The sequence below is a fragment of the Mesorhizobium sp. M0048 genome (genome assembly GCF_040323405.1).
GTDB lineage: Bacteria > Pseudomonadota > Alphaproteobacteria > Rhizobiales > Rhizobiaceae > Mesorhizobium.
In genome coordinates this window covers 15,141-39,717 of record NZ_JAMYUV010000026.1, presented here as the reverse complement: position 1 = coordinate 39,717, position 24,577 = coordinate 15,141, and the positions used below count along the sequence as shown (strand labels likewise).

Sequence of the window (24,577 nt, the reverse complement as noted above, 5' to 3'; positions counted from 1 at the left end):
GCGGTGGGCTCTATCTCCGCGTAAAAAGGCGGAACCAAGTCCCGGGCCGTCGTCCACTTCAAGTGCTCCGGCGCCGGCAGCAGCTTGCGGGCTTCGTCCTCCTTTTGGCAGGGGAGGTGTGACGATGAACGCCGTAGCAATATTTAATCAGTTAGTTCGCGACCGCCGCTCCTGGTGGGGCCTGTAGCGTAATTGTGATGGTGTCACCCGGAGCGAGCAGAGTATCTTCGGTCGCCTCGATCGTCGCTGCCTTTCCGTCATTGGAACGGGTTACACCCATCATAGCCCGGCGGCCCCCTTCGGCCAAAAGGTCGCTGCGCAGCTGCCTCACGTAGGCGATTTGTTTGGCCAATGAATCCATCTCAGCGCGCATTTCCATCATCGCCGCGCTTTCAGTCTGCAAGTCAGCCAACAGGGTAATTCGACCCTGGTCGGTAAGCTTCTCAAGGCTGCGCTGCAATTCCCCTTGGTCGCGTTCAAGTCGAGAGATCTCAGCGTTGGTTTGCAAAGCGCGGGTCGCTGACAAGAGCACTGCGCGTTGAGCATCGTTGACCATCGTGATCTGAATCAGACCTTTTTCGAAGAGTTTCTTGCGGCGATCAAGTTCCGCCACATCCGCTGCCGCTCCCGCTTGATCCGCCTGCTGCTGCTCCTTCAGGTAGCCCATCCGTTCCGCCGCCTTGGTCGTGGCCAACTTGATTGAAGCGCGCTCCTTCTCCTGATCCACATAGACAGCTTCAAGATGCTTCTGTTCCTGCTGCAAAGCTTCGTCGCGACGGGGTTCGAGGCTCGGGTCACGTTCTGCCTCCGGAACCTCAATCGCCCTGGCGCCGCTCAGCTGCGCCTCTATGCGAGCAGCCTTGATTTGGCTTTCCTGATACTTGATGCGCAGAACGTAGAGGCGGCCGCCAAGGTCCGCTGCTGTCAATTCAGGGTTTCCAACCTCGCCGCGACCGAGCTTATAGCCGCCGCCAGCAGCCACAGCTTGTCGCACAGTCATTCCTGGTCGGAAGGCCTGAGTCCCAGGAGAGGCAATATCCCCGTCGATATAGACCGGTCGGTATTCCTCAATATCAATTATAATCTGATCTGGATAGAAACCGGTCCAATTTTCAGTGCCGTCGGCGGATCGTTGCGGAAGGGACTTCGGTTTTAGGACCTCGATTACCTCCTTGCGAACATCCTCTATTGTCTTCTGGCGAACCTTTAGGGGGCCCAAGACCGGCAAGACAATTATACCGCTCTGGTCGATCACAGCTCGCTTTTGCATCTCGGGATAGCCTATGACCGCGAAGCCGATCACGTCGCCAGGCTGCAGACGGTACTCGTCGACGTTGTACTCCTGTGCTAGGGCAGGGCCATTCGACAGATTCGCGTAGACGAACAAGAGAAACAAGCATGCGAGCGCGGCGCAGCTGCCTGCTCGCCAGCGCACCGATCTATTCAACATTCGCGCTCTCGTGTGTTCGAACGGCTGACAGTCATACACATAACCAACCAATTCAGCCCCTGGTCGCAACGCATTTAGTGGATCGAGCAGTTGCGGATCGAGCAGCATATCAGCTGCTCCAACCTGTCATGAAAATATCGAGTTCACTGTGTCCGCGGTCACAGCGAGTGTCGCCGATATGACTCATTTATCCCAGGTAAAGCTCGGTACAAAAGTCGCACAGGCGGAAGAGTTGGACGGGATCGACATAATGGACCATATGGTTTGCGCCGTTCCCTCAGGGCCATCGCTGAAGCTCTGGCGTGTAGCGGCAGGTGAGACGGACACCTATCCCCGGCCAGGCAGAACCATGGAGTGGGACACGGCGGCTGGCGACGCAGTCCTTCGAGTTGCTGGTGGCATCGTCCTTAATCTCGAGGGACCTACAAAAAGGGGGCGCCAACGATCAGATGTCGATTTTGCAAATCTTGTCGCTTGCGGCGACGCAGAATTCTACGTCGGAAAAATTGGGGTCAGAGGCTCGGTGTAGTCCCCGATTGCTCCACGAGCACACCGCGGATGAAAAGCACGCCTCGCTCTGTCGATGGAGGATCGTGAAGAGGGAAAGCGTGAGATGCTGCACGATATGGTGGCCACGAATGGAACCCCCTTCGTCTCCAGCGGAAGATTGACCCACCTTAAGCGACTTGAGGCAGAGTCAATCCACATTTTCCGCGAGGTTGCGGCGGAATTTCAAAACCCGGTAATGCTCTATTCGATCGGCAAAGACTCGTCGGTAATGTTGCATTTGGCGCTCAAGGCGTACTTTCCGTCGCGCCCGCCCTTTCCGCTACTTCACGTCGATACGACTTGGAAATTCAAGCAGATGATTCAGTTCCGTGATGATGCTGCCGAGTGCGCGGGCATGGATCTGATCGTCCATACCAACATGCAGGGCTTGAAGGAAGGGATCAACCCGTTCACTTACGGCTCTTCCACTTACACAAACGTTATGAAAACCGACGCACTCAAGCAGGCGTTGACCAAGTATAAATTCGACGCAGCGTTTGGCGGGGCTCGACGCGATGAGGAGAAAAGCCGAGCCAAGGAGCGCATCTTTTCCTTTCGAACGGAAAATCACAACTGGGATCCGAAGACCCAGCGCCCGGAACTCTGGAATGTTTTCAACGGGCGGATTCGTCATGGGGAGTCCATCCGTGTGTTCCCTCTTTCCAATTGGACCGAGCTCGACATTTGGCAGTACATCCTGAAGGAAAACATTCCCGTCGTTCCGCTCTATTTCGCGGCCAAGCGTCCGGTCGTGTGGCGCCAGGACGTGCTGATAATGGTTGATGATGACCGGCTGCCGCTTGAGCCCAACGAAATACCGGAAATGAGAATGGTGCGCTTTCGCACTTTGGGTTGCTACCCGCTGACCGCCGCAATTGAATCGGATGCGTCGACGGTTGCGGAGATCGTCTACGAGATGCTGTTTTCTCGAACGTCCGAGCGCTCTGGGCGTCTAATCGATCACGACGAGTCAGGGGCGATGGAAAAAAAGAGGCGGGAGGGATACTTCTGATGAACGCGATACCGATAGACCCCGCAGCGATCAGCCAGTACCTGGAGCGCCATGAAAGCAAGGACCTGCTTCGCTTCCTGACGTGCGGAAGTGTCGATGACGGAAAATCAACACTGATCGGACGCCTGCTTTACGATGCCAAACTGCTTTTTGAGGATCAACTCGCGGGTCTGAGACGCGATTCTCGTAAGCACGGAACAACTGGAGATGACATCGATTTCGCGCTTCTGGTGGACGGTCTGGAAGCGGAGCGTGAACAAGGCATCACCATCGATGTCGCCTATCGATTCTTTTCGACCCATCGCCGCAAGTTCATTGTCGCTGACACGCCTGGCCATGAGCAATACACGCGCAACATGGCGACAGGCGCGTCGAATGCCGAGCTTGCCGTCATTCTCATCGACGCGCGGAAGGGGGTCCTCAAGCAGACGCACCGCCATACTTTCATCGCGTCGCTGCTTGGGATCAAGCACCTCGTTGCCGCAATCAACAAGATCGACCTGGTGGATTACTCCCAGAAGGCCTTTGATCGGATTGGCGCTGACTATCAGACCTTCGCCGCGGACCTTGGCTTCAAAACGTTACTCTCCATTCCGATGTCGGCACGCTTTGGCGACAACGTGGCGGAGCGGAGCGCCAGGTTGGCGTGGTATGAAGGGCCGACGCTCATCGAGCACCTCGAAACCGTCGATGTGGTCCGCGATGAAACAGCCGGCCCATTCCGGTTGCCGGTGCAATGGGTCAATAGACCGAATTTGAACTTCCGTGGCTATTCGGGAACAATCGCACGTGGCGTGGTCAACGTTGGGGATCCAGTCGTTGTCGCACAGTCCGGCTGCACGTCCAGGGTCAAGTCGATCATCACCTATGACGGCCAGCACGAATGGGCGGCGGCTGGCGAAGCGATTACCTTGGTTCTGGAACACGAAATTGATGTTTCGCGTGGTGACATCGTCTGTGCAGCTGCCAGTCGCCCCGAGGTTTCTGATCAGTTTTCGGCCCACGTGATCTGGATGAGCGACGACGAGCTCATCCCAGGGCGGACCTATTATCTCAAGATTGGCTCGCGCACTGTGGGTGCAAGCGTGATGGAGATAAAGCACAAGGTCGACGTGAATACGTTCCAAAAATTGGCGGCCAAGACGCTCCACCTAAACGAGATCGGCGCAGTTAACCTGTCGACGCGGGAGCCGATCGCGTTCGAGCCGTATTCGTCCAACCGCGTTATGGGCGGCTTCATCATGATTGATCGGCTGTCAAACCAGACGGTCGGTGCTGGAATGATTGTTTTCGCCCTGCGTCGCGCATCCAATATTCACTGGCAGGCAGTGGAGATAAACAAATCCATACGATCGCGCCTGAAAGGTCAGAAACCGGTCATCTTGTGGTTTACCGGTCTTTCGGGGGCGGGCAAGTCAACGATTGCTAACCTGGTAGAAAAGCGCCTCGTCTCAATGGGGCGGCACACATATCTTCTCGACGGTGACAACGTTCGCCACGACCTCAACCGTGACCTTGGTTTCACGGATGCGGACCGTGTCGAGAACCTGCGGCGCGCCAGTGAGGTGGGGAAATTGATGGTCGACGCCGGCTTGATTGTCTTGGCGTCGTTCATATCGCCGTTCCGGGCCGAGCGCAAAATGGCCCGAGAGCTGTTTGCTGCGGGAGAGTATGTCGAGATTTTCGTGGATACACCTCTCCACGTCGCCGAGAAACGGGATCCAAAGGGACTGTACAAGAGAGCGCGTCTAGGTCGGCTTAAAAATTTCACTGGCATCGACAGCCCCTATGAAGAGCCAGAGTTGCCGGAAATTGTGCTGGCGGCAGGGGTGAGCGCGTCGGAGGAGCTGGCCGAACAGGTTATCAACTATCTCGCGCATCACGGCTACATCGACCGATGAACCGCGCTTTTCAGCCAAGTGCCACACGTCCGGCGCTATCACTTCGCGGAGGAAGGCATCTTCGACCAGATCTGCAAGCTGACCCAATGGGCAACAGGGTATCATGACGATCGCTCGCGCCGTCGCCGCGCGGTGGCGGTTCAGACAGCCGAGCGTCATTCCGGGTTTCGGATTGACGCTCGGCTTCTCGCTTGCCTACCTCACCCTCATCATCCTCATTCCCCTGTCCGGGCTGATCTGGCGCTCGGCGGCGCTCGGCTGGACCGACTTCTGGGCGATCGTCACCGATCGCCGTACTATCAACGCGCTTGAAATCAGCTTCGGTACCGCCTTCATTGCCGCCGCCGTCAACGTCGTCTTCGGCACGATCGTCGCCTGGGTGCTGGTGCGCTACTGCTTTCCGGGCCGCCGCATCGTCGATGCCATGGTCGACCTGCCCTTCGCACTGCCGACGGCGGTGGCCGGCATCGCGCTGACCACGCTTTATGCACCGAACGGCTGGATCGGCAAATTGCTGGCGCCGCTCGGGATCAAGGTCGCTTATACACCGCTCGGCATCGTCATTGCGCTGGTCTTCATCGGCTTGCCCTTCGTAGTGCGCACTGTCCAACCGATCGTGGAGGAGATCGACAAGGAGGTGGAGGAAGCCGCCGCCACGCTTGGCGCCAGCCGTTTTCAGATCATCACCCGCATCCTGTTTCCGGGCCTCGCGCCGGCCATCATCACCGGCTTTGCACTGGCCTTCGCACGCGGTGTCGGCGAGTACGGCTCGGTCATTTTCATCGCCGGCAATCTGCCCTACAAATCCGAGATCGCGCCACTGCTGATCATCATCCGGCTGGAGGAATACAACTATCCGGCGGCAACCGCGATTGCAGCGATCATGATGGTGCTGTCATTCTTGATGCTCTTGATCGTCAACCTGGCGCAGTCATGGAGCCGCAAGCGTTATGGCTGACGTGGCCATCGCATGGCCGATCGGGAGCGACACCGCCGACCAGCGAGCGACCGGTCGCGCGCTACCTGCTCATGGTCGACCAGGCATCGAGCAAGGGCTTCGGCCATTTGGTCGAAACGCTGGCCATCTGCGCGAGCACAAGAAGGAAGGCCTGAGTGGCATTGGTCGCATGGGGCGCGGCCGCCATATCCGCCGAAAGCGTCTTGGCAAAGGTTGGGTTTTTATTCGCATCTCCTAATATTTGATCGCTCTAACCCGTTCCGATATGTTATGATGGTCAACGCGTTGAGGGCTGAACAGCCAAGGAGCGCGTCGCGCGAGCGGCTGCGAGTGGGACGGCGATGTCCTTTTTGCTTTTTTTGCGCGGCTTTATCATAGTACTGTCGGCATTCGCCATCAGTATATATTTGCTTACCGCCTCGCTCTGGAGTACGTTTGTCCAAACGTTAATTTGTGGGGTCTTGATACAGATTGGGTACTTTGTTGCTGTCATGCTGCTAGTGTGGCGCTCGGTCTCCAAAGAATCCGTGATTCCGAAGCCAAATACCCCACGCGATGAGTCCGAAAGGGAGCAACTGCCGAGCCACTTAGTGAATAAGGTGGACCACTCTCCGCCTTTATAGGGCTCTGGCTGTTTAGATTAGGACGATCAGCAGGATGACACCCCACATCACGATACAAAATGTGACTGCAACCTGTCTTATTCGGGCACCTGAGAGGTGTTCCGCGAGGCGCCAAATGCGCCCAGAACTCTTACGGTGATCGATATCGCGCGGCGGTGATCGACGAGTCATTCCAATCGACGTCCCTGTTTCCGCAGGACAGGCTCAACCTAGGCCCGGAATCTCTTGCTCAGATGTTTTGCCATTTGGCAATACGACCCGATTTCTTCCTTTAATTGGATCGCAGACGTGTAGCGGAATTGCAGACAGCATGGGCCGCGTGAGTTTCATTTATTGCAATCCGAGGTTAAGATTTTGCGTCTTTGGCGAGGAGCGGCCCCCCGGCGTCGATACTGAATTTCGAGACAGTCAGACAATGTGGTATAGTATTTGTCACTACCTATACGCTGCCAGTTTCATCCCACGGGTTTGAAGGCTTATGCTCCGCGAAGTTGAAAATCAGCACCCGGATTCTGCCTTCATTTTTGGCGATCCTCAGCCGGCAACGATTGATCTCGAAACACTCGTGGCGGCAGCGCGACGGCAGTTGAGGTTCGTCCTTACTTGCGCTCTCGTAGGCCTTGTGCTGGGGTTGGCGTATCTTCGGGTCGAGGTGCCCTTGTACGAGTCGACGTCCAGAATCCTGATCGACAAGGACCAGCCCTCCGTCGTGACGAAGTTAACAGAGAGCGGAAGCTCCACACAGCTTGACCCGATGATGCTGAGCCAGGTCGAATTGTTGCGTTCCGACCGCATCGGGCTAAAGGTCGTTGACAGCCTCGGTCTTGCTACCAATCGCCCTTTCTTGTCAGCGCCGTATTCGTTGCTCAACAGTCTCACAGGATCGGTCGCTCGGGTGGTGCGGTCATTCATCGGCAGTTCCGACGAAAGCGGAGCGCCGGCGAAATCGAGTGCGGCGCGAGGACCCGATCCTCGGTGGCAGGCATTTGACATTCTGGCTGAGAATATAACGGTAGAGCGTGTAGGCAATTCTTACATTCTGCAAGTCCAATTTTGGTCGCCTAGCGCTGAAATGGCGCAAAAAATAGCCAATAAGTATGCGGAAATCTATATCTCTGACCAAGTCGGAGCCAAAGATGAGTCGATTATCCGAGCTCGCAGTGCACTGGCGGAAGAGCTCGAGACAGTGCGGAAGCGATCGGTCGACGCCGAGCTCGCAGTCCACAGGTTCCGAACAGACAATACGCTGACCAAGGAAACGCTGGTTACCTTGAGCCAGCTCGAACTTGAGGCGTCCTCTCTCAAGTCGCAATATGAACAGGTCCTGCAGCAGTACCAAGCGAGCCTGCAGAACTTTTCGATGGCGTTGACGGAGGCGCGGGTTATCTCGGAGGCACCATACCCCAGCAGCCCGAGTTCTCCGAACAGCCGTCTTTCGTTGGCGGTCTGCGTCGTGCTCGGCGGCATGATTGGCGCCGGTGTGGGCGGAGTTCGAGAGTACCGGGAGCGCTTTTTCCGCACGAGGGGTCAAGTGCGCGATGAGCTCGGACTTGACACGCTCGGAATGATCCCGTTGCTGGACGGAAAGCCAATTCGCCGAAACAAGCGTGATCGTGCGACCGAAGAGCCGTCATTCATCGAGGTGGGGAACAGCGCTTTCAACTGGGTAGAGCAACATCCGCGCTCGGAATTCGCTGAAGCGATGCGAACGGTGAAAGTCGCTGTTGATGTCGAGTTACCAGGGAAGAGCACCAAGGCGATCGGCATCGTTTCCTGCCTCCCGGGAGAAGGGAAGTCTCTGGTCGCGGCTAATTTTGCGATGGTTCTCGCTATGCAGCATTGTAGGACGCTGTTGATCGATGCCGACATCCACAATCCGGGCTTGTCCCCTATGTTAGCCAACGGCTGGGAACGAGGCCTGGCCAACTTGTTGGCTGGACAGTTCAACGCGAGAGATTTGCTGGCCCATCAGTCATTGCCATTGCGGTTCCTGCCCGGCGTGAACCAGAGCCAACAAAAGCTCGCAAAGAGCGTGCAGCCTATCGAGAAAATGGGCGACTTTCTGCTCAAGGCGGGCTCTACGTTCAATTACGTCGTCGTTGATTTGCCCCCGTTGGCTCCAGTCGCGGACGTGAGGTCCTTTGTCCAGCACCTCGACGGCCTTATTCTGGTTGTTGAATGGGGCGTGACCGCTCGTACATTCGTGCGCGAAAGCCTCAACAACAATCCGATCCTTGCGGATAAATGTATTGGCGTTCTGCTTAACAAGGTCGATCTCAAAAGAATCAAGCTGTATCAAAAGTTCGGCAGTGCCGAATTTTACAGTGAACGTTATAATCAGTATTACCAGACTTAGTTGTGGAGCAAGCATTTTTTGTCTTATGCAGATAGCCCAAGGAGGGCTTTGACGGACAAACTCCTCGAATGCCGAGAATGACGACGGCTTATCCGCGCCAGATTCAGGAAATGGTGTTCGACGAGCATGACCGGGCGTTCGCCTGAATATGGCGGTGGAGATGGTGTTCGTCGGCAAGGACCGGCAATACAATCCCGAGCGCTGGCATCGGGCTGGGAGAGGCGCCAGGTCGAGAACCATGTCAGACAGGTGCGATGCCGAGCCGTCAAAATTCACGATCGGCCCGGCTATCCTGGTCGCCAGTCCTTTGCCGGTCCTTACATTCCGCCACCCAACACCGCCGTAGCGCGGACACGCAAAGCACCCTGCGAATAGGCCTCCAGCATATCCTGTCGTGCCTGCATTCCAATCCTCTTGCAGAGCGTTTCATCGCCCGCCAACACCAATGCTTGCATTACCGCCATCTCCGCTGAGGAAACAGTAAGCTTCAGCATATTCTCTCCATGCTTGCCGTAATCCCGGATACCGCCGACGTCGGTCGCGATAACCGGAAGGCCGGCAAGCATCGCCTCGGCGACGACGATGCAGAACCCTTCCGTATCGGACAGGTTGATGAACATGTCACGATCACAGGCTAGCTCGGACCAGCGCGCGACATAGCCATGGAAATGCACGCGATCTCCAATGCCGAGCTCATCCGCCTTGCGCGAAAGCGCCTGCCGTTCCGGCCCGTCGCCGTAAAGATCGAGGCTTGCCGAAACGCCCCGGTCTTGGAGCATTCGGATGGCCTCAATCAGGCGGTCAAAATTCTTTCGCGCCATAAGGCGTCCGGCTGCAGCAAGGCGCAAGGGTGTGTGAAGCGCGTAGTCGCGCTTGTGGGAGGAAGCCTCATCGGCACGAAACAGAGGCACCACATGCGACCGGCGCCTGCGGGGCAGGAAGTATGCTTGTGTCTCCCGGAGCGTATTTTCGCAATCAGCCCAGATTTCGTCGACACGCCAGGACAGCGCCTTGAGCACAGGGCCATAAACGCCTTCGGCACGCCGGGAGCGGTAACGGGCGATGTGCTCGAATGAAACGCAGCGAAGCCGAGGAGCGAACATCGCAGCGAATCGTCCCAGGAGATTGGCCTGCTTGAGCGACAACACAACCATATCCGGCCGCCACTCCCGGATGAGGCGTAACATTACAAAGAACGTGCTCACGAAGGTGCGCAAGGAAGGCTCTTCGCTCTGCGACGTCAGGATAAGATTGTGCTCTCCGACCTTTGCGGCGATTTCATCGGCAAGAGCCCCGCGACCACGGCAACAGGCTAGAATCTTCAGCTCATGCCCGCTGAAAAATCCTGCTTGCAGCAAAGTCAGCAGCCCGTGCTCGGCACCACCGGGATCGAAGCCGTTGATGAAGTAAAGAATTCGCATGTGATACGGAAGCGTTCCCGATTGCCTTGTGCCTCTAGCGCTGAGCGCCCCGATATTCGTCAATGCCGCTCCCTTTGCGCAGGGCGCGGTAGAACAACAGCTTGGCTGCGCGGCGCACCTGGGGCTCCACGCCCCTCGGCAGGACGCAAAGAAGGATGTAAACGTAGACGCGCCAGGACAATGGATCGTGCCACATCGCGCGAATGAGCAAGCGCGCTCCGCGTTTCTTTTCGCCTTGAGCCACGCAATCATTGCCCGCCTTTGCGTACAAACGCGCGTTGCGCCGACGCGCGAGGTGCGTAAGTTCCGGCCGTCGCATGACCCATTCTCGCGTGAGGCGTTCGGCTACCGGCAGAAGCGCGTCGAGTCTGCGGGTTATATTCGAGCCATGGCGCCGTTTATAGACGAGTGCTTCGGCCACATGTTGAAATGTCCAACGCTCGGCTGCGCGCATACAAAACTCTGTATCCTCTCCAGCCCTGAATGCCTCATTGAATAACCCGATATCTTCGACCATCTCCCGCCGCATAACCATACTGGAAGGAACAATCGGCCCGTCAAGCAGAAAATATGTCGGCAACGTATCGCATTGGTCCGCGCGATAGCGGCGCACGGCGACGTGTAGAGCATCGGACAGATCCGGCGCGGAAAAATCGACAAGATCACCATAGACAAGACCTGCCTTGCAGCCATTGCCCAAGACGGCTAATTGACGCTCAAGCTTGTCCTCGGCCCAGAAGTCATCGCCGTCGAGAATTGCAATAAGATCACCGGTAGCATGTCCGATGGCAAGGTTCCTCGCCGATGAAGGCCCGATACCCGCCGTCGTCAGGACATGTACGCGCGGCTCCCTGCGACCCAGCGATGCAATCACTTCCGACGAGCCGTCCATCGAGCCATCATTGACAATGATGATCTCTTTGATGTGGCTCGACGCGGTCTGATTGATCACGCTTTCCACTGCCTGCACGATGAAGCGTTCTTCATTGTGGCATGTCAGGACAACCGAAACACTCATCTCGTGTTTCCTGACAAGGGGCTCCCGAGAAATCGAGGATGTGTCATGCTCCTGGGGTGGCTCCTCCGCATCCTGTGCAATGATAGGCAAAGCCCGTGCCGCGTCAATTCAGGCAGGAGCGAGACAAGACTCAGCGTGACGAAAGCTCGTGTGCCGGAGGCTTCTGTTCCAACGTAAAAGGCGCAAGGAACAAGGAGCACGAGGGGCAGAAGCCGTGCCTGGGCCGCTCCGATCAATCCGTGAGAAAGGGCCCAGCTTAGAGTACGGCTTAAGCGAAACCATGCAGCAATCCATATGAGAACATAGAGGCTGAGCCCAATGATGCCGTTCTCGGTGAGGATGCGTTGAAACTCGCCATGTATCCCCAGCCGCAACTCGCCAGGAAGTCCGGTGAAATCCGTATCGATAATATTCTTGAATTGGTTCGTACCCACGCCCATCAGTGGATGTTCGGAGATGAGTTGTCTGGACAGAGTGAAAGCAAACGCGCGCTGGACATTGCTCGGGGTGTCTCCAGGGGCATATTTCCCCGTCGCGGCCAGATATTCGTATTGCCCCATGCTCAGCGGATCGAGAATGGTCTGCATTTGCCTCTCGACATAGGCGTTATCCATCGTGGTCGATAACATGAAAAGACCCACGAAGCCGGCGGCGATCGCTGGTACCATCGCAGCGAGCCGTCCGCGCATCAGAAGCGCAGCGGTCAGAAAGAGAAAGATCAAAAACGCCTTGCGTTCCCCGGATAGCAGGAGCAGGGGAAGTATCCCTGCCCATGCAAACCAAAGGGCGCGCCGCTTGGCCCGTTTGGCGAAGAGGAGGAGTCCCGCGAGCGCAATTGGAAGGAAGGTGAATACGAGCCTTGGGTCGGCCAAGTGCTTCCAGCCGACCGAGTAGCCATGAGCCACATGCCAGGAGATCGTATAGGCGAGAATCAGCACCATGCCGAAAAGCAAGATGTTGACGGCCTTCTGCGCCCCGAGCCATCTAGCCTCCTGTGCGATGGCGAACGCAAAGGCGCCCACGGTGGACATCTGCAACAGCTCGCGCAGGCCGTTCTTCGCGTCCACGCTGAAGGCCGAGACCATGTGCCAGCCGAAGAAGGGCAGGAGCAGCAGAAAACCGGCTGAAAAAGCCAAATTTCGCCAACGCCCCGTCGCCACGCCAAGGATGAGCGCCAGCAAGGCGATCAGCTCGAATGGACGCAGCAACACAAAACCCGTCTCGAGCCTGATTGGCAGGAAGAGGCTCAGTATCGCGAATGTGAGGAGATAACGCATCACAGCCCCCTCGCGGCGCGATATTCTTTTAGCATGTTCTCTTTCCCGGAAACAGCACTTGTTGGATGTATCAATGCCAGCCCGCGGAGAAACACTTCACCCTGCTCCAGCCGACGACCCCATCGTTCCGCCCGCTGTGGCAATCGCATATCGAAGAGGTTTCCGCCTGTTGGGAAAGCTCACCCTCCTCGGCTGCGGGGAGGCTTACTGGTGGCAGAACTCATCAGCAGTCCGACGAGAATGGTGACGCATCCCGACGGCGTGCGGTCGATGCGGCCTAGCCGACGGTCTCGCTCTCCGGTGTCCAGGCTTCTGGCTGGTTGAGCACAGAGATGGCAGCGAATCTTATGCCCGGTATCCCGCGAACTGAGCTCATAGCTTGTGCCGGTTTCGTCCACGATCGGAACGCCGTCGCGATACCAGAGACACTCTATTGCGACGCAATCACGTTCGATACGACAGTCAGCTCTTGGACTGGTGAAGCCTCGCCCGAGAAGACCGGCAATGCGCTGAATTCCGGCGGGACATCAAGGGGGATGGGTCCGCGCAGGACTCAGTGCACTCCATTCAGTGCGCAGAAACTCTTTGAGAAAAGCAAGGGACATATCCGTGGCGGTGGTTCAATCTCACGTCAGATACGATCGCTCGTACTTATCGCCGGAAGCACATAAAAGCCTGAGAGTTTAGGACCGGGCCCAAGCCCGGAAATGGAGAATATCCGATCGAGATCGGGGCGAAGCGGCGGGCGAGCCTCTGCCGAAGCACCCTGTAGTCAAACCCCTTGTGATCGAGATAGGCGCCGGACTTGCTCCGTGGGACCTGTTGCCACAGAATTGCCGCACGGAATAGCTCCCAGGCGCTGTATCGCCATCGCGACTTGTTTATGAAAACGGCGTTGGGGTACTTGAGCAAGAGAATAGGCCCAACCATAATGGGCACGGAGATGATCAGAACTCCACCAGCCCGAAGAGAGCGCTCACAGAACGAGATGAACTCCTCTAATACGTGGTCGTCGACATGCTCGAGGGTTTCAAAGGCAAGCACCGCGTCTAGTACCTCATCAGGTATCTCTCCCAGGCTCCCTACCGGCGTGAACGATGGGGCTTTTGGCGTCACATAGGGATCATAGCCGTAAAGCGGTCCTTTCCAGCCCCGGCTGGCCAGCGTGTTAAGAAAGTCGCCTTTGTTTGATCCGAACTCGAGGATAGCGCTGCTTGGAGTGAGATGTTGCTTCACAAGTCGGATACCCCTCTCATGCCGGCTTCGCTGCGCAAGCCGTGCAACCGGGTTGGGGCTATTCACCGTCAAGCGGTCATAGCTGAAGGGGTTCATATGTTTCTCCCGGGGCGAAAGCAACTAAGAGGTGACGTTGCCGCCTGTCCTTTTTTGCTCGGGCAGATGATACCATATCCAAGCCGCGAAAGCTCATTTGCACGATTACCCCTCTATGAGGTCCGCTTCGGCTGTCCAGGCTTCCGGCTGATCAAGCAAAGAGAGCGCACGCACCTGGCACCGGATCCTGTGCCCAGCATCACTTGCATTGATCTTGTATTTTGCACCAGTTTCGCCGATGATGGGAATTCCGTCACGATACCAAAGGTACTCGAGAAGCGACGCCGGCACATTCGGTTGTACGCTCAGCGTGCTTCCGATGGAGGCAGAGCCGGAAAGCTCAGGCAATTGCCCGAAGCCCGCAGGCACCTTGGCAAGGTCCGACTCCTTCTGGCGGACCCGAATATAGTCTATGACCATGTCGTAAGTTTCGGATGGATCCGGCAAAATTCCGCCCTTGCCGGATCGAAAGCCCAAATTGACCATGATGTATTTTTGCGCGGCAAGCTCCGGCGTGGTCGCACAACGTGCCACTTCATAGCCATCAATCACGAAGAATGTGTAATCATCTTCGATCTGCGCGTACCACGTATGAAACTCGCCGTCATATATGTCTATGGCGTTGGGGAAGCCGTTTGCTTGGTCGATCGGGTAGCCGGCGATCTTCCGGCGAACGTCGGCGGCGGCGATTTGGGGATCGAGATAGGCAAGCGCCGGCTTATGCACATGCTGGCTGATATTGATCCACGTCCCGTCCTTCCCCCCATATTCCCAAAAGTCAGTTTCCAGACGATTCCGCGTCCGCCAAAACAGGTGCTCCTTGCCATAGGCCCAGAAGGCAGGAAAGAAGCCCGGACGCGGCGCGGAAAGCTTCGGGAACTTGGCGCGGATCTCGAAGATGCCTTTTCCCCACCACCGACCTTGGCCGTTGTTGTTGACCGACGAAAACGCGCCGGTCCTCCAAACCTTGTTGTGGACGAGACGGAGCGACAGTGTGTGGCTGTCCGCATCGTGAATGTATGAAGACGGCGTCTTGGAAATCCGCTGTGCCTTGGCATCCCCGCCGATATTGGTGAGGTGCGTCGGCGCGAACCAGCCGCTGCTCTGTGCGCCTGTCAGATCGTCGACAATGGTGTTGGTTTCGAAATCGTCGAAGAACACCGTCGTATAGCCGCCGATGTCGGGCGCCGCCTGACCGCGATGGGCTTGGTTCGTCCTTTTACCAACCGCCGCCCAGCTTGCCCAGGCCTGCGTATCGAAGGCATAGCGCGCGGGATTGTCGTTCGCATCCACGGCTGAGGGAGGGCTCTGGCGATAAGGATGATCGTCGGGCAGGGCGGATTGCCGGCCGACGCGCCACATGCCCCATCCCATCAGCTTATCGATCTGCGAGTCATTCAGTTCGCTTTGTCCGATGATGACGCAGTCGATCGCGACATCGGCCCTCATCGGATTGTTCACATCGCCCATGAAGCTCTGCGATTTCATCCGGTTGGGTCCCAATGCATAAATCGTCTGGCCGGCCGTCTTGACCCCATTCAATACGGCCTGCATCACGAATCCGCGGCGGTACCCGACCATGACATTCCAGTCGCCAAAATCCGTCGAGCATTGCCCTTCCTCGCTCTTAATCTTACCGTCATCGATCTGCGAAACGAATGCGCCTGCCGAAGGCCTGAAACAGACCCGCGGTTGGCGATGCACCGAGCCACCCTCCGCTCCATTGACGCAAAGAACGGAAACGTTATTCGCATCGGCGTTGACTGCCGAATTGCACCGGGCGATCACGAGCCACCACCGGTGGAGATAGGGGGCATCCTTATCGACGGGCCAGGTCAACGCCTGTTTCGTGTCCTTCTTGAAGAGGACGCCGCCGCTATTCGGAAGCTTTGTCGGGCGCAGAGAGGGCTCGGCTTGCACCGCAGCCACCGGCTTCACGCCGCCGGATTGCCAAGAGGAGACTTCGCCTTCGGCCAGATCTTCCTGAAACCAAGATTTCACAATCATTTCCGGGAACAGACCAGGATGCCAGGAGTGAGCTTTCGGCTGCGAGCCTTGCGCCGAACCGGCGGCGCGAGCATCCCGTCCTGGGCGACCGGATGCCGCCAGCACAAGGGCGGCGCATGCGGCCCGCGCCAGATCCCGGCGAGAAATGCGGTTGGTCATTGTCGTGTGCCAATAATTGCTGGTTTCGGGATGAGACTCCGCATGGACACCCGTTACTTACTATCGCGCTTCTCCTCACAAGCTCCGCAGCATATCATAGGTTCCAGTTTAGCCTTTCAACGACAGCCAGGGAAGTGGGTCGCGCCTGATGCGATAACGGAGAAAGCAGATGCAGACCGCTGACAGGATCGGTGCTTCGCCTCCCACCAGGCCGGGCAAAGCTCTTCCGCCCAATGCGCTTCTATTGAATTGCTTTGGCCGAGGTGGGTCAAACATTGTCTGGAATATCATCGGCAGCTCGCCGGATGTGTTGATGCCATACCGCGAATGGCATGAGGGAGTGTTCGGACGCTTCTACAAGCTGCGCAAGGCTGCGTGCCATATTGGCGGGGCCGTCAACTGGGCATCTGTTCCCGTCTTTTGGCGTCATATGCGCGCAGCGACTGCCGAGACCGTCCGCCCCGGGGAGCGCAACGAAAAGTCCCAAGCACGGTACGTCGTTTTAAAGGTGATGGATTACTACATCGCATTCGACGACGCGATTGCGCGCGGCTTTGCGGAAGCGCGGAACCTTGTGCTTACGCGGCATCTGCTGCCGATGTGCGAAGGGCTGATCCGCAGCGGTCTCAGCGAGGCGCGCGCGATCAGATGGTACTAGCCTGATGTTTAAAGCTTCGGGGAAACCGTGATGCGCTATTGCTTCGATTCGAGGACTTGGTCCGATCACCGGAGGCCTTTGTCACAAGCCTTTACGAAGCGCTCGGCACAGCGGCAGCGGAGGACGGAAAGATCCGGTTCAAGGTTAAATCATTTGGGACGGGGCGCGTGGCGAACGCAGATGCCGCAACTGGCGAAAAGCTGCGTATAAAATTGGATGAAACAGCCGATCACATAGCACCAGACGTCAACACCCGAGCGGTTGCCCGCCTCGATCGTTCAGCGCGACAGCGGCTTTGGACAGGCACAGGCAGACCGCGGAATTGTTCGGCTATGGAGCCGACAACTTCTGACCCGTTCGTTCAAACGTAAGCGGTCTTCTGGAGACACCTTCGGGGGCGGGCCTGAGGGACAATGTTCGAAGTCTTTGAGGGCTTCGACACATGACGATTTCAGAGCCTCCCGCTGCACGGTGTGCTTGCGAAACGCCACACGCCCTGATCGCAGTAGTAGGCCTCGGGATAGCTCTGGCGCTCCGTCTAAATCTTGCGAGCGCCGCCGAACGCCTCGATCAAACCGGCGGAATTGATCTGGAGAGCGCGATACGGATGATCATTCGCCGCTTCCCAGACCGCCGTTACGGAGTCGAGATCGCGGCGCGGGCGGCGAGGATGGGATATATGCACCATCGGCTTGCCGCGCAGCGGAAGAATGCTATTGTCGATGATCGACTTGGAGCCGGCACGGGCAGTGACGATAGCGATGTTCATCGGGCGCTCTTACAGCTCTATTAGTTGCCGGCCGCAGACAGAGAGTTTGACCTGCCCGAGCAAAATGCGACGGATACTCGGCACATGGGCGGCACCCTAGCAACGCTGCGCGGCCTCCTCTTCAAGGTGGGAGCCCTGCGTCCGTTCCAGCGTGATGTGGCGATTGCGTGGCTTCGCCACGACAGCCGGCAGGTCCACCTGCAGGAGGGCTACGGCGGGCAACCGATCGAGCGCTTCCCTCCCTACGAGTTCTTTCGCCGCTACACCTTTGGGGATGTCGACGGTGCGAAGGCGGCGTTTCGCGCATGGTACGTCGAGCAGTTTCGCAAGTACCAAGGCGTTTCCAAGGCGAAGGGCGGCCTTCACAACGGCTCGCTGTATCGCCAGGTCGTGGTCGAGCACCAACGCGCCGGCATGGTGCTCGCGGCGAAGCAGCCGGTCTTTCAGCAAGACCTTGTCGAGCGCGCCATCGATCAGCGAGTCGACGAACGCTTCGCGTTTTTCGCGAGCGTAAAGGATCGCGGGTATCAGCCCGAGGCGTCGGATCCAGTTTTCGGTGTGTTGCACGACGACGACGACACGGTCCACCTCATGGGCGGACACCATCGCGCGGCCGCCGTGCTTGCGCTCGGCCACGAGACGCTCTCGCGCGTTACGGTCCTCACTCCGCGCACGCGCGCCCTGTTCTCGCGCCTGAGGATTGTGAGGTGACGCCAATGACCGACGAAGAATTTCGCGCTTGGGTTCAAGCCGAAGAGTGGTACCAGACCATCGAGCTCTCCAACGGGCTCACCACTCGCGGAAGCGTGGACTCGCGCGCACGCATCGCATTGCTCGAGAAGCACTTAGACGTGCGGGGCAAGCGCGTCATCGACATCGGTTGCAACTCAGGCGCGTACTGCTTCTGGGCGAAGAAGCGCGGTGCGCGCGAGGTGGTGGGAGTCGATATTCTCGAGAAGCGTATCGTGCAGGCGCGGACTCTCGCGCAACACGAGAAGGCCGACATCTCGTTCCAGACGCGCGGCATCGCCGAGCTCGGCGACCTCGGACCGTTCGACGTCGTCATGTGCTTCGCTGTCCTAACGGAGATTCCGGATCTCCTCGGTGCGCTGAGCGCGCTGAAGAAGGCAATCGGCGGGGTCGGCTTGCTCGAGCTGAGCCTCGCCAAGCCGCTCGCGTACCTCTCGCATTCGAAGAACTTTGTTCGTGGCTACAACGGCATCTCGAGGCGCAAGGCCGTGCTCGAATTGCGCGAGAACAAGCACGGCTGGATGCTCGATCCGAGCCTGGAGGTCGTCGAAATTGTGCTCGGCTCCGATTTTTCGGTGACCGATCTCGGGCCCAGCGTTCGGTACCAGATGCTGAAGATCGACCGAATCCGCTCGCCGCTATAGCCGTACCTCATTCGACTCCCCGGCCGTAACCATCGGTCGAGCAATCCGCATCTATAAGGGTCCCGAACGTTGTGAACCAACGTTAAAACGGGCCGTAAGGAAAGCCCATTGGCTGGTCGTCCTCACGCCATTCACCAGGGCCGGCATCCCGCCGAGCCACCAGCCCGCTCTGGATTAGATTACAATCTTCGTTCTTTCGGTGAGGAGAACCATCAAGCGGGATCCATCGCGAGCAAGCAAACACGATGGATCCGGCCCCAGAGTGTTCAATCCTTAATCAAGCAGTGCTCGGTTCCAGGGATCGTAGTTGATTATGTTGGCGCTCGGGGCGACAGCATTGACGTATCCACTCCACCTATCATACCACCTGTCGAGCCAACGAGGCGCACCGTAATCTCGAGACAATCGCCTCGCTTGCATCAAGCGAGAAGCCGCCTTCCCGGCTTCATGGCGTCCGCGGAAGCCGGGCAGAATGCTGAGCGCGGCCCCGACGAGAGCCGGACCTCGTTCCAAAACCCTGCGACCCATGGCATGAGTGAGGCTTCTCCGGGAGTTTTTGGCCGGCTTTTCACGCTCGAGGATCTCTGCCTGCACAAGCTGCTTTATCAACCGATCCTTACTTGGCCGCAGCGTGATCACGGTAAGCGACTCCGCACAGGTGATCAGATCGAGAGCTTGGTCCCCCCGGTAGGCGCCAAGTCCGGTAGTCTTCGGGCGTAGAATGTCGTAGTGCAGCACCAACCCATCGAGAACCGGTTCTTCCAGAGCCAGTTCGTCCCGGCGCACAAGACGATTTGCTGTAACCTGCGGCCACCGCTCAACGCCTTTCGGGAGGAGGGCGGTGACATTGTCAGGGAGCCCGCCCGCTGACAAATGATCCAGGAAGGTACTCTTTCCGGACGAGGTTGGTCCAGCCACAATGAGCAGGTGCCGGATACGACGGCGCGTCGCCTTTATTATTGTGCGATCCTTGAAGGCCGAGCGGTACGTTTGCACTTCGCAGAATACGCCAAAGTGGTTTGTCAGGATCTGTGTGACAGCCTCGGGCGAAAAAAAGTACTTTTGCTTCGCAGTTATCTCGTTTGTGACCGCATGTCCTTCTGACACATAAATCACTGGCCGGCCCTTAAGAGCCCATCCCACTGCAGGCGTGATGTTAAGCTTGCGCGCATCGTGCCCGCCAAAGCCAGCAACTTCGACGATTAACGAGTGGCGCGTAATCTGCACCAACTTACGGAGACTGCCGATCGGATCGGCCAGATGATGCAGTACATTGAGGCACAGAACGATATCGAAGGGATCCGCATCCGAAATTCGCTCAATGTCAGCCTGCAGATATTCGGGTGCATAGCCCTTGATATCCGCGATTATTTTTGCCTGTCGGATCCGCTCTGGATCGATATCCAGGCCGCGCACATGTCCAGCTCCCCGCTCGCAGGCGATCAAGCTGAAGTAGCCAAGATAGCACCCGACATCAAGAACGCTTTTACCGGCCAAGTCCTGTCCAAACGCAATATCACACAAGTCCAGCCGCGAAGCCCCTGGTGTACGCCGTCCAAAGGGCAGGTCAATCGCTTGGTAACCAAGTTCTTCGGTGCACAAGAACTGATCAATTGCCCCCTCGGTCCATTCCATTCGTTGGGAGCTTGGTGTCGCGTTCATAGTCGATCCTCCTTCGAGCGCAGCGCAGCGTCTATTTCAGCTTCCTGGGTGTTATGCTTTGCAGGACTTCCCGCCCATATTTCCCGAAGAGGAGTGAGGCTCTCAGATAGAGAGTGACAACGGACAATGTACCTACAACGAGAAGCCCGGTCGCGAGCACAAGATACTCGGGCGATCCGGCAAGCAGCATTTTGACCGCGGAGCCAGTGGCGAAGACCACAGCGGCGAATGCGACAGGCGGTACATGGACGAGTACGAAATCCAGAGCTGATAATCCTGTCATCCGACAACTGACCGCCGCATAAAGGATAAAACTCGTCACAATGGCGCCGGACACTGCAAACGCCACCGCGTTCACGCCGTAGGGCGCCGAGAAGAATGCGAATGAAGCGACAAGGGCCATGTAAGTGATTTGCATGGAGGCCATTCGGTAACTGCGGCCTGTCGCAAGCATCACGGCTGCGCATACTTTGTAACCGACACGGAAATAAATTACTGCAGAGAATGCGACAACAGGAGCGACGGCGTCGATCCATTTCTGACCGAGGACTGTCAGGACCAGCTCGTTCGCAAAACAGCATAAAAACGCGCTAGTCGGTAGGGCAAGCGCCGCCGTCAACGCATAACCCTTGAGCTGAGCGGTGCGGAGCCTCGCCTTATCATGATGAACCTTCGATAGGAGCGGGAAAACCACACTCTTGTTCAGATTGCCGAACAGATTTGCCGGCATCGCGATCAGATAAAACGCGCGCGAGTAAATGCCAAGCTCTCCGGTACCGATCAAGCGCGCGACAATAACATTGTCGATATATTTGGCGGTGAAGCTCGATATACCGGCCAGCGAATAGCCCAGGCTCTGGCTGCGGATATCGCGGTAGGACTGCATGTCGAAACGAGGACTCACGAGATAGTCCCTGGCAATGAAGAGGTAGATGCTGGCCAAGATGAGCGCCTCGGCCATGTACGCGACCACCAAGGCCCAATAGCTCAGTCCGAAATAGGCAAGCGGAATGGCTAGGCCGACGTGGGAAGCAATCCAAGCGACCAGCCTCGCTATGGAGGATATTTTGAATCTCAGGTGTCGCGACAAAATGGCCTCGGCGGTCAGATTGAACGCGTTCGCGACCATCATCACCGCAAGGATGCGCGAAACGAGGACCAATTCCGACACATGAAGGAAATCGGCGATCTGACCTGCAAGCAGCCACTGAAGCACAGCAAGGCAGGTGGCGATCAGCAGAGACAGGAATGAGATGGTTCCCATATGGCGCCTATCGAGATCCTTCCGCTGGACCACGACTTGCGACATGCCGAGATTGGCGATTGTGTTGCCGAAGGCCCCCACGATAAGCGCGGCGCCAACGACACCATATTCCTGAGGAGAAAGCAGGCGAGCAAGGACAGCCGTGACAAAGATGTTCAATATGGTCTGGGCCAGCAATGTGGCACCAGACCACGAGAGGCCCCTGGCCGCGCTCCGTGTCAGCTCCCTATGTTCAGTTGTTTGATCCAAATCGACTTGCTCCAGACTGTCCAGTTGGCCTGCGGCGTTTCCGTGCATGCAAACGCGATCCAATATCGTGGGCTATTTTTCTCGCCCACGCCTCGCGGGTGAATTCGCGCTGCATTCGCCGTCTCGCATTCTCGCCAAGCCGCGTCCGCAACTCGGTATTGTCGCGCAATTGGGTCAGCGCCCGAGTCCAGTCCGTAACATCATCCGGGGAGCAAAGAAGTGCGGTTTCGCCACCGGTGAATATTTCTCGCAAAACCGGAAGATCGCTGCTGAGGATGGCTTTTCCATGCGCCATGTATTCGAATGCCTTCAGTGGCGACATCCAGTCGGCCAGGTTCGTAGCATTATTGCCGACGCCTCGTACAACCCGCTGATAGGGCGCGAGCGCCACGTCGAAAGCCGCAAGGAAGGACGGGATCCGGGCATGCGGCACATATCCGTGAAAGATGATATTTCTCGCTGATTCTGCCCGAGCCCGCCACTGGTCGATGTCATCCTGTGCCCCACCGACGATATGAAAGGTAGCCCAAGGGCAGGCTTGCGCAAGAGGAAGTATGACTTCCATTCCTTTTCCTGGATAGAGTTGCCCCGCATATCCAACATTGAAATCCCCGCAGAGCGGAATCGCGCCTTGCTCCGGCTCAGTAACGAGATCGCCGCCGAGCGGCGTGGACAGGATACGACCTGACAGCTCGGGCCACCGGCTTTCAAGGTGTTTCCTCAACGCTTCGCTGATGACGACGAGCGAAAGAAGGTTTTTCGACTTCGCCAGCATGTTGAAGCGCTTGATGACAGCTTGGCGCTCGGCTTCAACCGGGCTGTGCAACTCCAGCACCGTTGGCATGCCCGCTGCAGCCGTAACCCTGGCAATGGAGATCGACCGTGTGATCACGGCATCGCGCGCCGTCAGCCATGCGAGCAACGACACGGCACCGCCAAAGACAAGCTGTTGGGCTGGAATATGGTCGAATGGTATGCACCACAAACCAACACGCCGCTCTGGATTGTAGGCCTTCCTGATTTCGCTCCACTTGTTCGTGCCGGGTCGATCAAGGGGAATTGCAAGAACGGTTCTGCAGCCGATTGCTTGAAACGCGCTGCATGCCTTCACGACCTGCACGGTATTTGCCGCCTGGCCCGGAATAGGCACGGGATGCGCATAGACAAGCTTCAAATTACTCATTGCTTAGGCCCCAAATCACCGTTGCCGTCCTGCTGTCATCGCTTCATTAACCTAAGTCTTTATGCCGACGGACAGGCACCCCCCCAGCTAAGCATCGCGACATAAAGGCAGCACTGGTTCACTGAAACCGGCTTGCCGCCTCCAGCAGCAATCGGCGTATTCCGCTGGCGCGCGCAAAATCGAGAGGCCATGAGAGAAATGGCAGCCGCCTGCGCGCCAACGACGCCGCCCGTATGAGAAGGCGTTCCAGACGGAAGCCGACCTGGCGTTGAACGGCGTCGTAGTGGAAGTCGATCTCTCGCTTCTTTTCGAGCGAAAGTCCCGGATAAGGATGCCAGAACGCCCTAGCCGCTTCGAGGTTGAAGCTCGGAAAGAGCGGCAGATTGAATTCCGTTCGTAGGCGCTCCATGGAGGGTTCCAGCTTCGAAAGGAGCGCGGCTCTGTCATCGGGCGAGAGATATTCGTGATTGTTGTTGGGGCTTGTTATTCTCTTGTCTACCAATGCAAATATCCCACGCTCCAATTTGCGCTCGGAATAACGAATATGTTGCTTTCTAAGCCGCATATATTCCAGGACATCTCGGCTTAGCCTCTCATTGGCACGAAGATTCGGCCGAGTGAAAGACGAGATATCCTCAATATTGAGAACATGTCTCACAAAATCGTCGATCAGATTGGGCAAGGCCGCTTCGTAAGCGCGTACCGAGCAGGCGCTGCTCCCAAAGACATCGCGCCAAATGGATAGGTAAAGATGATAGTCCAGCATGTCATCAATCATGTGGAGAAAGTCGCCAATATCGCTGGTAAGCAGAGCCACCTTCTTTACATTTTGATTGTACAGAGATTCAAGATAATGATCTGGCCTTCGTACGTAGCATAGTATGTGGCATTCTACTTCGGTCGGAATGGCGGCGCGCAGGCGCTCGATGAGACTGCGCTCTTTTGCAAGGGCCTCCGCGCTCGTTTTCTCAGCTTTAAAGCGCGTCAGGTACCGCACCATAGCATAAAAATTCTCGGAGCTTGCGATGATTGTGGTAGCTCCGTTTCGCTCTGCCTTTCTCAAATTCTCAAGAATGAACTGTCGGAATTTCTCTTGTCCATCTATCAAAAGTGCATTGGCAATGCTGTTGATATCAAACTCATGGGCTGGCGAGGCGTAGCATATGCCAGAGTCGTTCAGCCTTTTCCTGTTTGCGGAAAGGAAATGCTGTAGCGCCGTGGTTCCCGTTTTATGCGTGCCGATATGAAGGATGAGCCTCATATTATCTTTTACCCGCAGGTTCGAGAAAAAACGAAGCAAGCAATGCGGACATAAGCCGTGAGAGTCCGCCACAA

General features: G+C 57.1%; 21 protein-coding genes and 1 pseudogene. 11 read left to right on the top strand and 11 right to left on the bottom strand.

Annotation, left to right across the window (positions count from 1 at the left end; all coding sequences use genetic code 11):
* Positions 1–151: 151 nt before the first annotated feature.
* Positions 152–1,558, bottom strand: a complete 1,407-nt coding sequence (locus NKJ84_RS20630; RefSeq protein ID WP_352507975.1) for a polysaccharide biosynthesis/export family protein — start codon at positions 1,556–1,558, stop codon at positions 152–154.
* A 70-nt stretch (positions 1,559–1,628) separates the two neighbouring features.
* Between NKJ84_RS20630 and NKJ84_RS20625 the strand changes: the two genes are divergently transcribed.
* The 8 genes and pseudogenes from NKJ84_RS20625 to NKJ84_RS20590 form a co-directional block, all read left to right on the top strand.
* Positions 1,629–1,979, top strand: coding sequence for an inositol monophosphatase family protein (locus NKJ84_RS20625; protein ID WP_502896165.1), 351 nt, complete (start codon positions 1,629–1,631; stop codon positions 1,977–1,979).
* Positions 1,980–2,063: 84 nt separating this feature from the next.
* Positions 2,064–3,011 carry a sulfate adenylyltransferase subunit CysD gene (gene cysD, locus NKJ84_RS20620; RefSeq protein WP_352507974.1) on the top strand — a complete coding sequence of 316 codons (948 nt, stop codon included), beginning with the start codon at positions 2,064–2,066 and terminating at the stop codon, positions 3,009–3,011.
* Positions 3,011–4,912 carry a sulfate adenylyltransferase subunit CysN gene (gene cysN / locus NKJ84_RS20615; protein ID WP_352507973.1) on the top strand — a complete coding sequence of 634 codons (1,902 nt, stop codon included), beginning with the start codon at positions 3,011–3,013 and terminating at the stop codon, positions 4,910–4,912. Before cysD ends, cysN begins: the two co-directional genes overlap by 1 nt.
* A 103-nt stretch (positions 4,913–5,015) precedes the next feature.
* On the top strand, positions 5,016–5,870 hold the full coding sequence (gene cysT, locus NKJ84_RS20610; protein ID WP_352507972.1) for a sulfate ABC transporter permease subunit CysT: 855 nt from the start codon (positions 5,016–5,018) through the stop codon (positions 5,868–5,870).
* A complete protein-coding gene (locus NKJ84_RS20605; RefSeq protein WP_352507971.1) occupies positions 5,863–6,108 on the top strand; it encodes a hypothetical protein in 246 nt (81 codons plus the stop codon). The genes cysT and NKJ84_RS20605 overlap by 8 nt, the downstream gene beginning before the upstream one ends.
* Positions 6,109–6,211: 103 nt before the next feature.
* On the top strand, positions 6,212–6,493 hold the full coding sequence (locus NKJ84_RS20600) for an exopolysaccharide production repressor protein (RefSeq protein WP_352507970.1): 282 nt from the start codon (positions 6,212–6,214) through the stop codon (positions 6,491–6,493).
* 478 nt (positions 6,494–6,971) lie between these two features.
* On the top strand, positions 6,972–8,849 hold the full coding sequence (locus tag NKJ84_RS20595) for a Wzz/FepE/Etk N-terminal domain-containing protein (RefSeq protein ID WP_352507969.1): 1,878 nt from the start codon (positions 6,972–6,974) through the stop codon (positions 8,847–8,849).
* 86 nt (positions 8,850–8,935) lie between these two features.
* Positions 8,936–9,110 (top strand): annotated as a pseudogene (locus NKJ84_RS20590) (IS21 family transposase); the annotation flags it as partial.
* A gap of 56 nt (positions 9,111–9,166) precedes the next feature.
* Here NKJ84_RS20590 and NKJ84_RS20585 read toward each other — a convergent pair.
* The 5 genes from NKJ84_RS20585 to NKJ84_RS20565 form a co-directional block, all read right to left on the bottom strand.
* On the bottom strand, positions 9,167–10,270 hold the full coding sequence (locus NKJ84_RS20585; protein WP_352507967.1) for a glycosyltransferase: 1,104 nt from the start codon (positions 10,268–10,270) through the stop codon (positions 9,167–9,169).
* Between the two features lie 34 nt (positions 10,271–10,304).
* Positions 10,305–11,288 carry a glycosyltransferase family 2 protein gene (locus NKJ84_RS20580; protein ID WP_352507966.1) on the bottom strand — a complete coding sequence of 328 codons (984 nt, stop codon included), beginning with the start codon at positions 11,286–11,288 and terminating at the stop codon, positions 10,305–10,307.
* The gene (locus tag NKJ84_RS20575; RefSeq protein WP_352507965.1) at positions 11,285–12,565 is read right to left on the bottom strand and encodes an O-antigen ligase family protein; all 1,281 of its coding nucleotides are present in this window, start codon (positions 12,563–12,565) and stop codon (positions 11,285–11,287) included. Before NKJ84_RS20575 ends, NKJ84_RS20580 begins: the two co-directional genes overlap by 4 nt.
* Before the next feature lie 651 nt (positions 12,566–13,216).
* A complete protein-coding gene (locus tag NKJ84_RS20570) occupies positions 13,217–13,897 on the bottom strand; it encodes a class I SAM-dependent methyltransferase (protein ID WP_352507964.1) in 681 nt (226 codons plus the stop codon).
* Between the two features lie 105 nt (positions 13,898–14,002).
* On the bottom strand, positions 14,003–16,063 hold the full coding sequence (locus NKJ84_RS20565; protein ID WP_352507963.1) for a hypothetical protein: 2,061 nt from the start codon (positions 16,061–16,063) through the stop codon (positions 14,003–14,005).
* Positions 16,064–16,232: 169 nt separating this feature from the next.
* Here NKJ84_RS20565 and NKJ84_RS20560 point away from each other — a divergent pair, with 169 nt between their 5' ends.
* A complete protein-coding gene (locus NKJ84_RS20560) occupies positions 16,233–16,721 on the top strand; it encodes a hypothetical protein (RefSeq protein WP_352507962.1) in 489 nt (162 codons plus the stop codon).
* Between the two features lie 538 nt (positions 16,722–17,259).
* Here NKJ84_RS20560 and NKJ84_RS20555 read toward each other — a convergent pair.
* The gene (locus NKJ84_RS20555) at positions 17,260–17,490 is read right to left on the bottom strand and encodes a hypothetical protein (RefSeq protein ID WP_352507960.1); all 231 of its coding nucleotides are present in this window, start codon (positions 17,488–17,490) and stop codon (positions 17,260–17,262) included.
* An 84-nt stretch (positions 17,491–17,574) separates the two neighbouring features.
* Between NKJ84_RS20555 and NKJ84_RS20550 the strand changes: the two genes are divergently transcribed.
* Positions 17,575–18,201 carry a hypothetical protein gene (locus NKJ84_RS20550; RefSeq protein ID WP_352507959.1) on the top strand — a complete coding sequence of 209 codons (627 nt, stop codon included), beginning with the start codon at positions 17,575–17,577 and terminating at the stop codon, positions 18,199–18,201.
* Between the two features lie 5 nt (positions 18,202–18,206).
* Positions 18,207–18,884: a class I SAM-dependent methyltransferase gene (locus NKJ84_RS20545; protein WP_352507958.1), complete on the top strand. Its 678-nt coding sequence runs from the start codon at positions 18,207–18,209 to the stop codon at positions 18,882–18,884.
* A gap of 273 nt (positions 18,885–19,157) precedes the next feature.
* Here the strand turns inward: NKJ84_RS20545 and NKJ84_RS20540 are convergent, their stop codons facing one another.
* The 4 genes from NKJ84_RS20540 to NKJ84_RS20525 form a co-directional block, all read right to left on the bottom strand.
* Positions 19,158–20,546 carry a class I SAM-dependent methyltransferase gene (locus tag NKJ84_RS20540; RefSeq protein ID WP_352507957.1) on the bottom strand — a complete coding sequence of 463 codons (1,389 nt, stop codon included), beginning with the start codon at positions 20,544–20,546 and terminating at the stop codon, positions 19,158–19,160.
* Between the two features lie 31 nt (positions 20,547–20,577).
* Complete coding sequence (locus tag NKJ84_RS20535) at positions 20,578–22,107, bottom strand: lipopolysaccharide biosynthesis protein (protein WP_352507956.1); 1,530 nt, start codon at positions 22,105–22,107, stop codon at positions 20,578–20,580.
* Entirely contained in the window at positions 22,043–23,242 is a 1,200-nt protein-coding gene (locus NKJ84_RS20530) for a glycosyltransferase (RefSeq protein WP_352507955.1), read from the bottom strand. The genes NKJ84_RS20535 and NKJ84_RS20530 overlap by 65 nt, the downstream gene beginning before the upstream one ends.
* A 118-nt stretch (positions 23,243–23,360) precedes the next feature.
* Positions 23,361–24,542: a hypothetical protein gene (locus NKJ84_RS20525; protein WP_352507954.1), complete on the bottom strand. Its 1,182-nt coding sequence runs from the start codon at positions 24,540–24,542 to the stop codon at positions 23,361–23,363.
* Positions 24,543–24,577 lie beyond the last annotated feature (35 nt).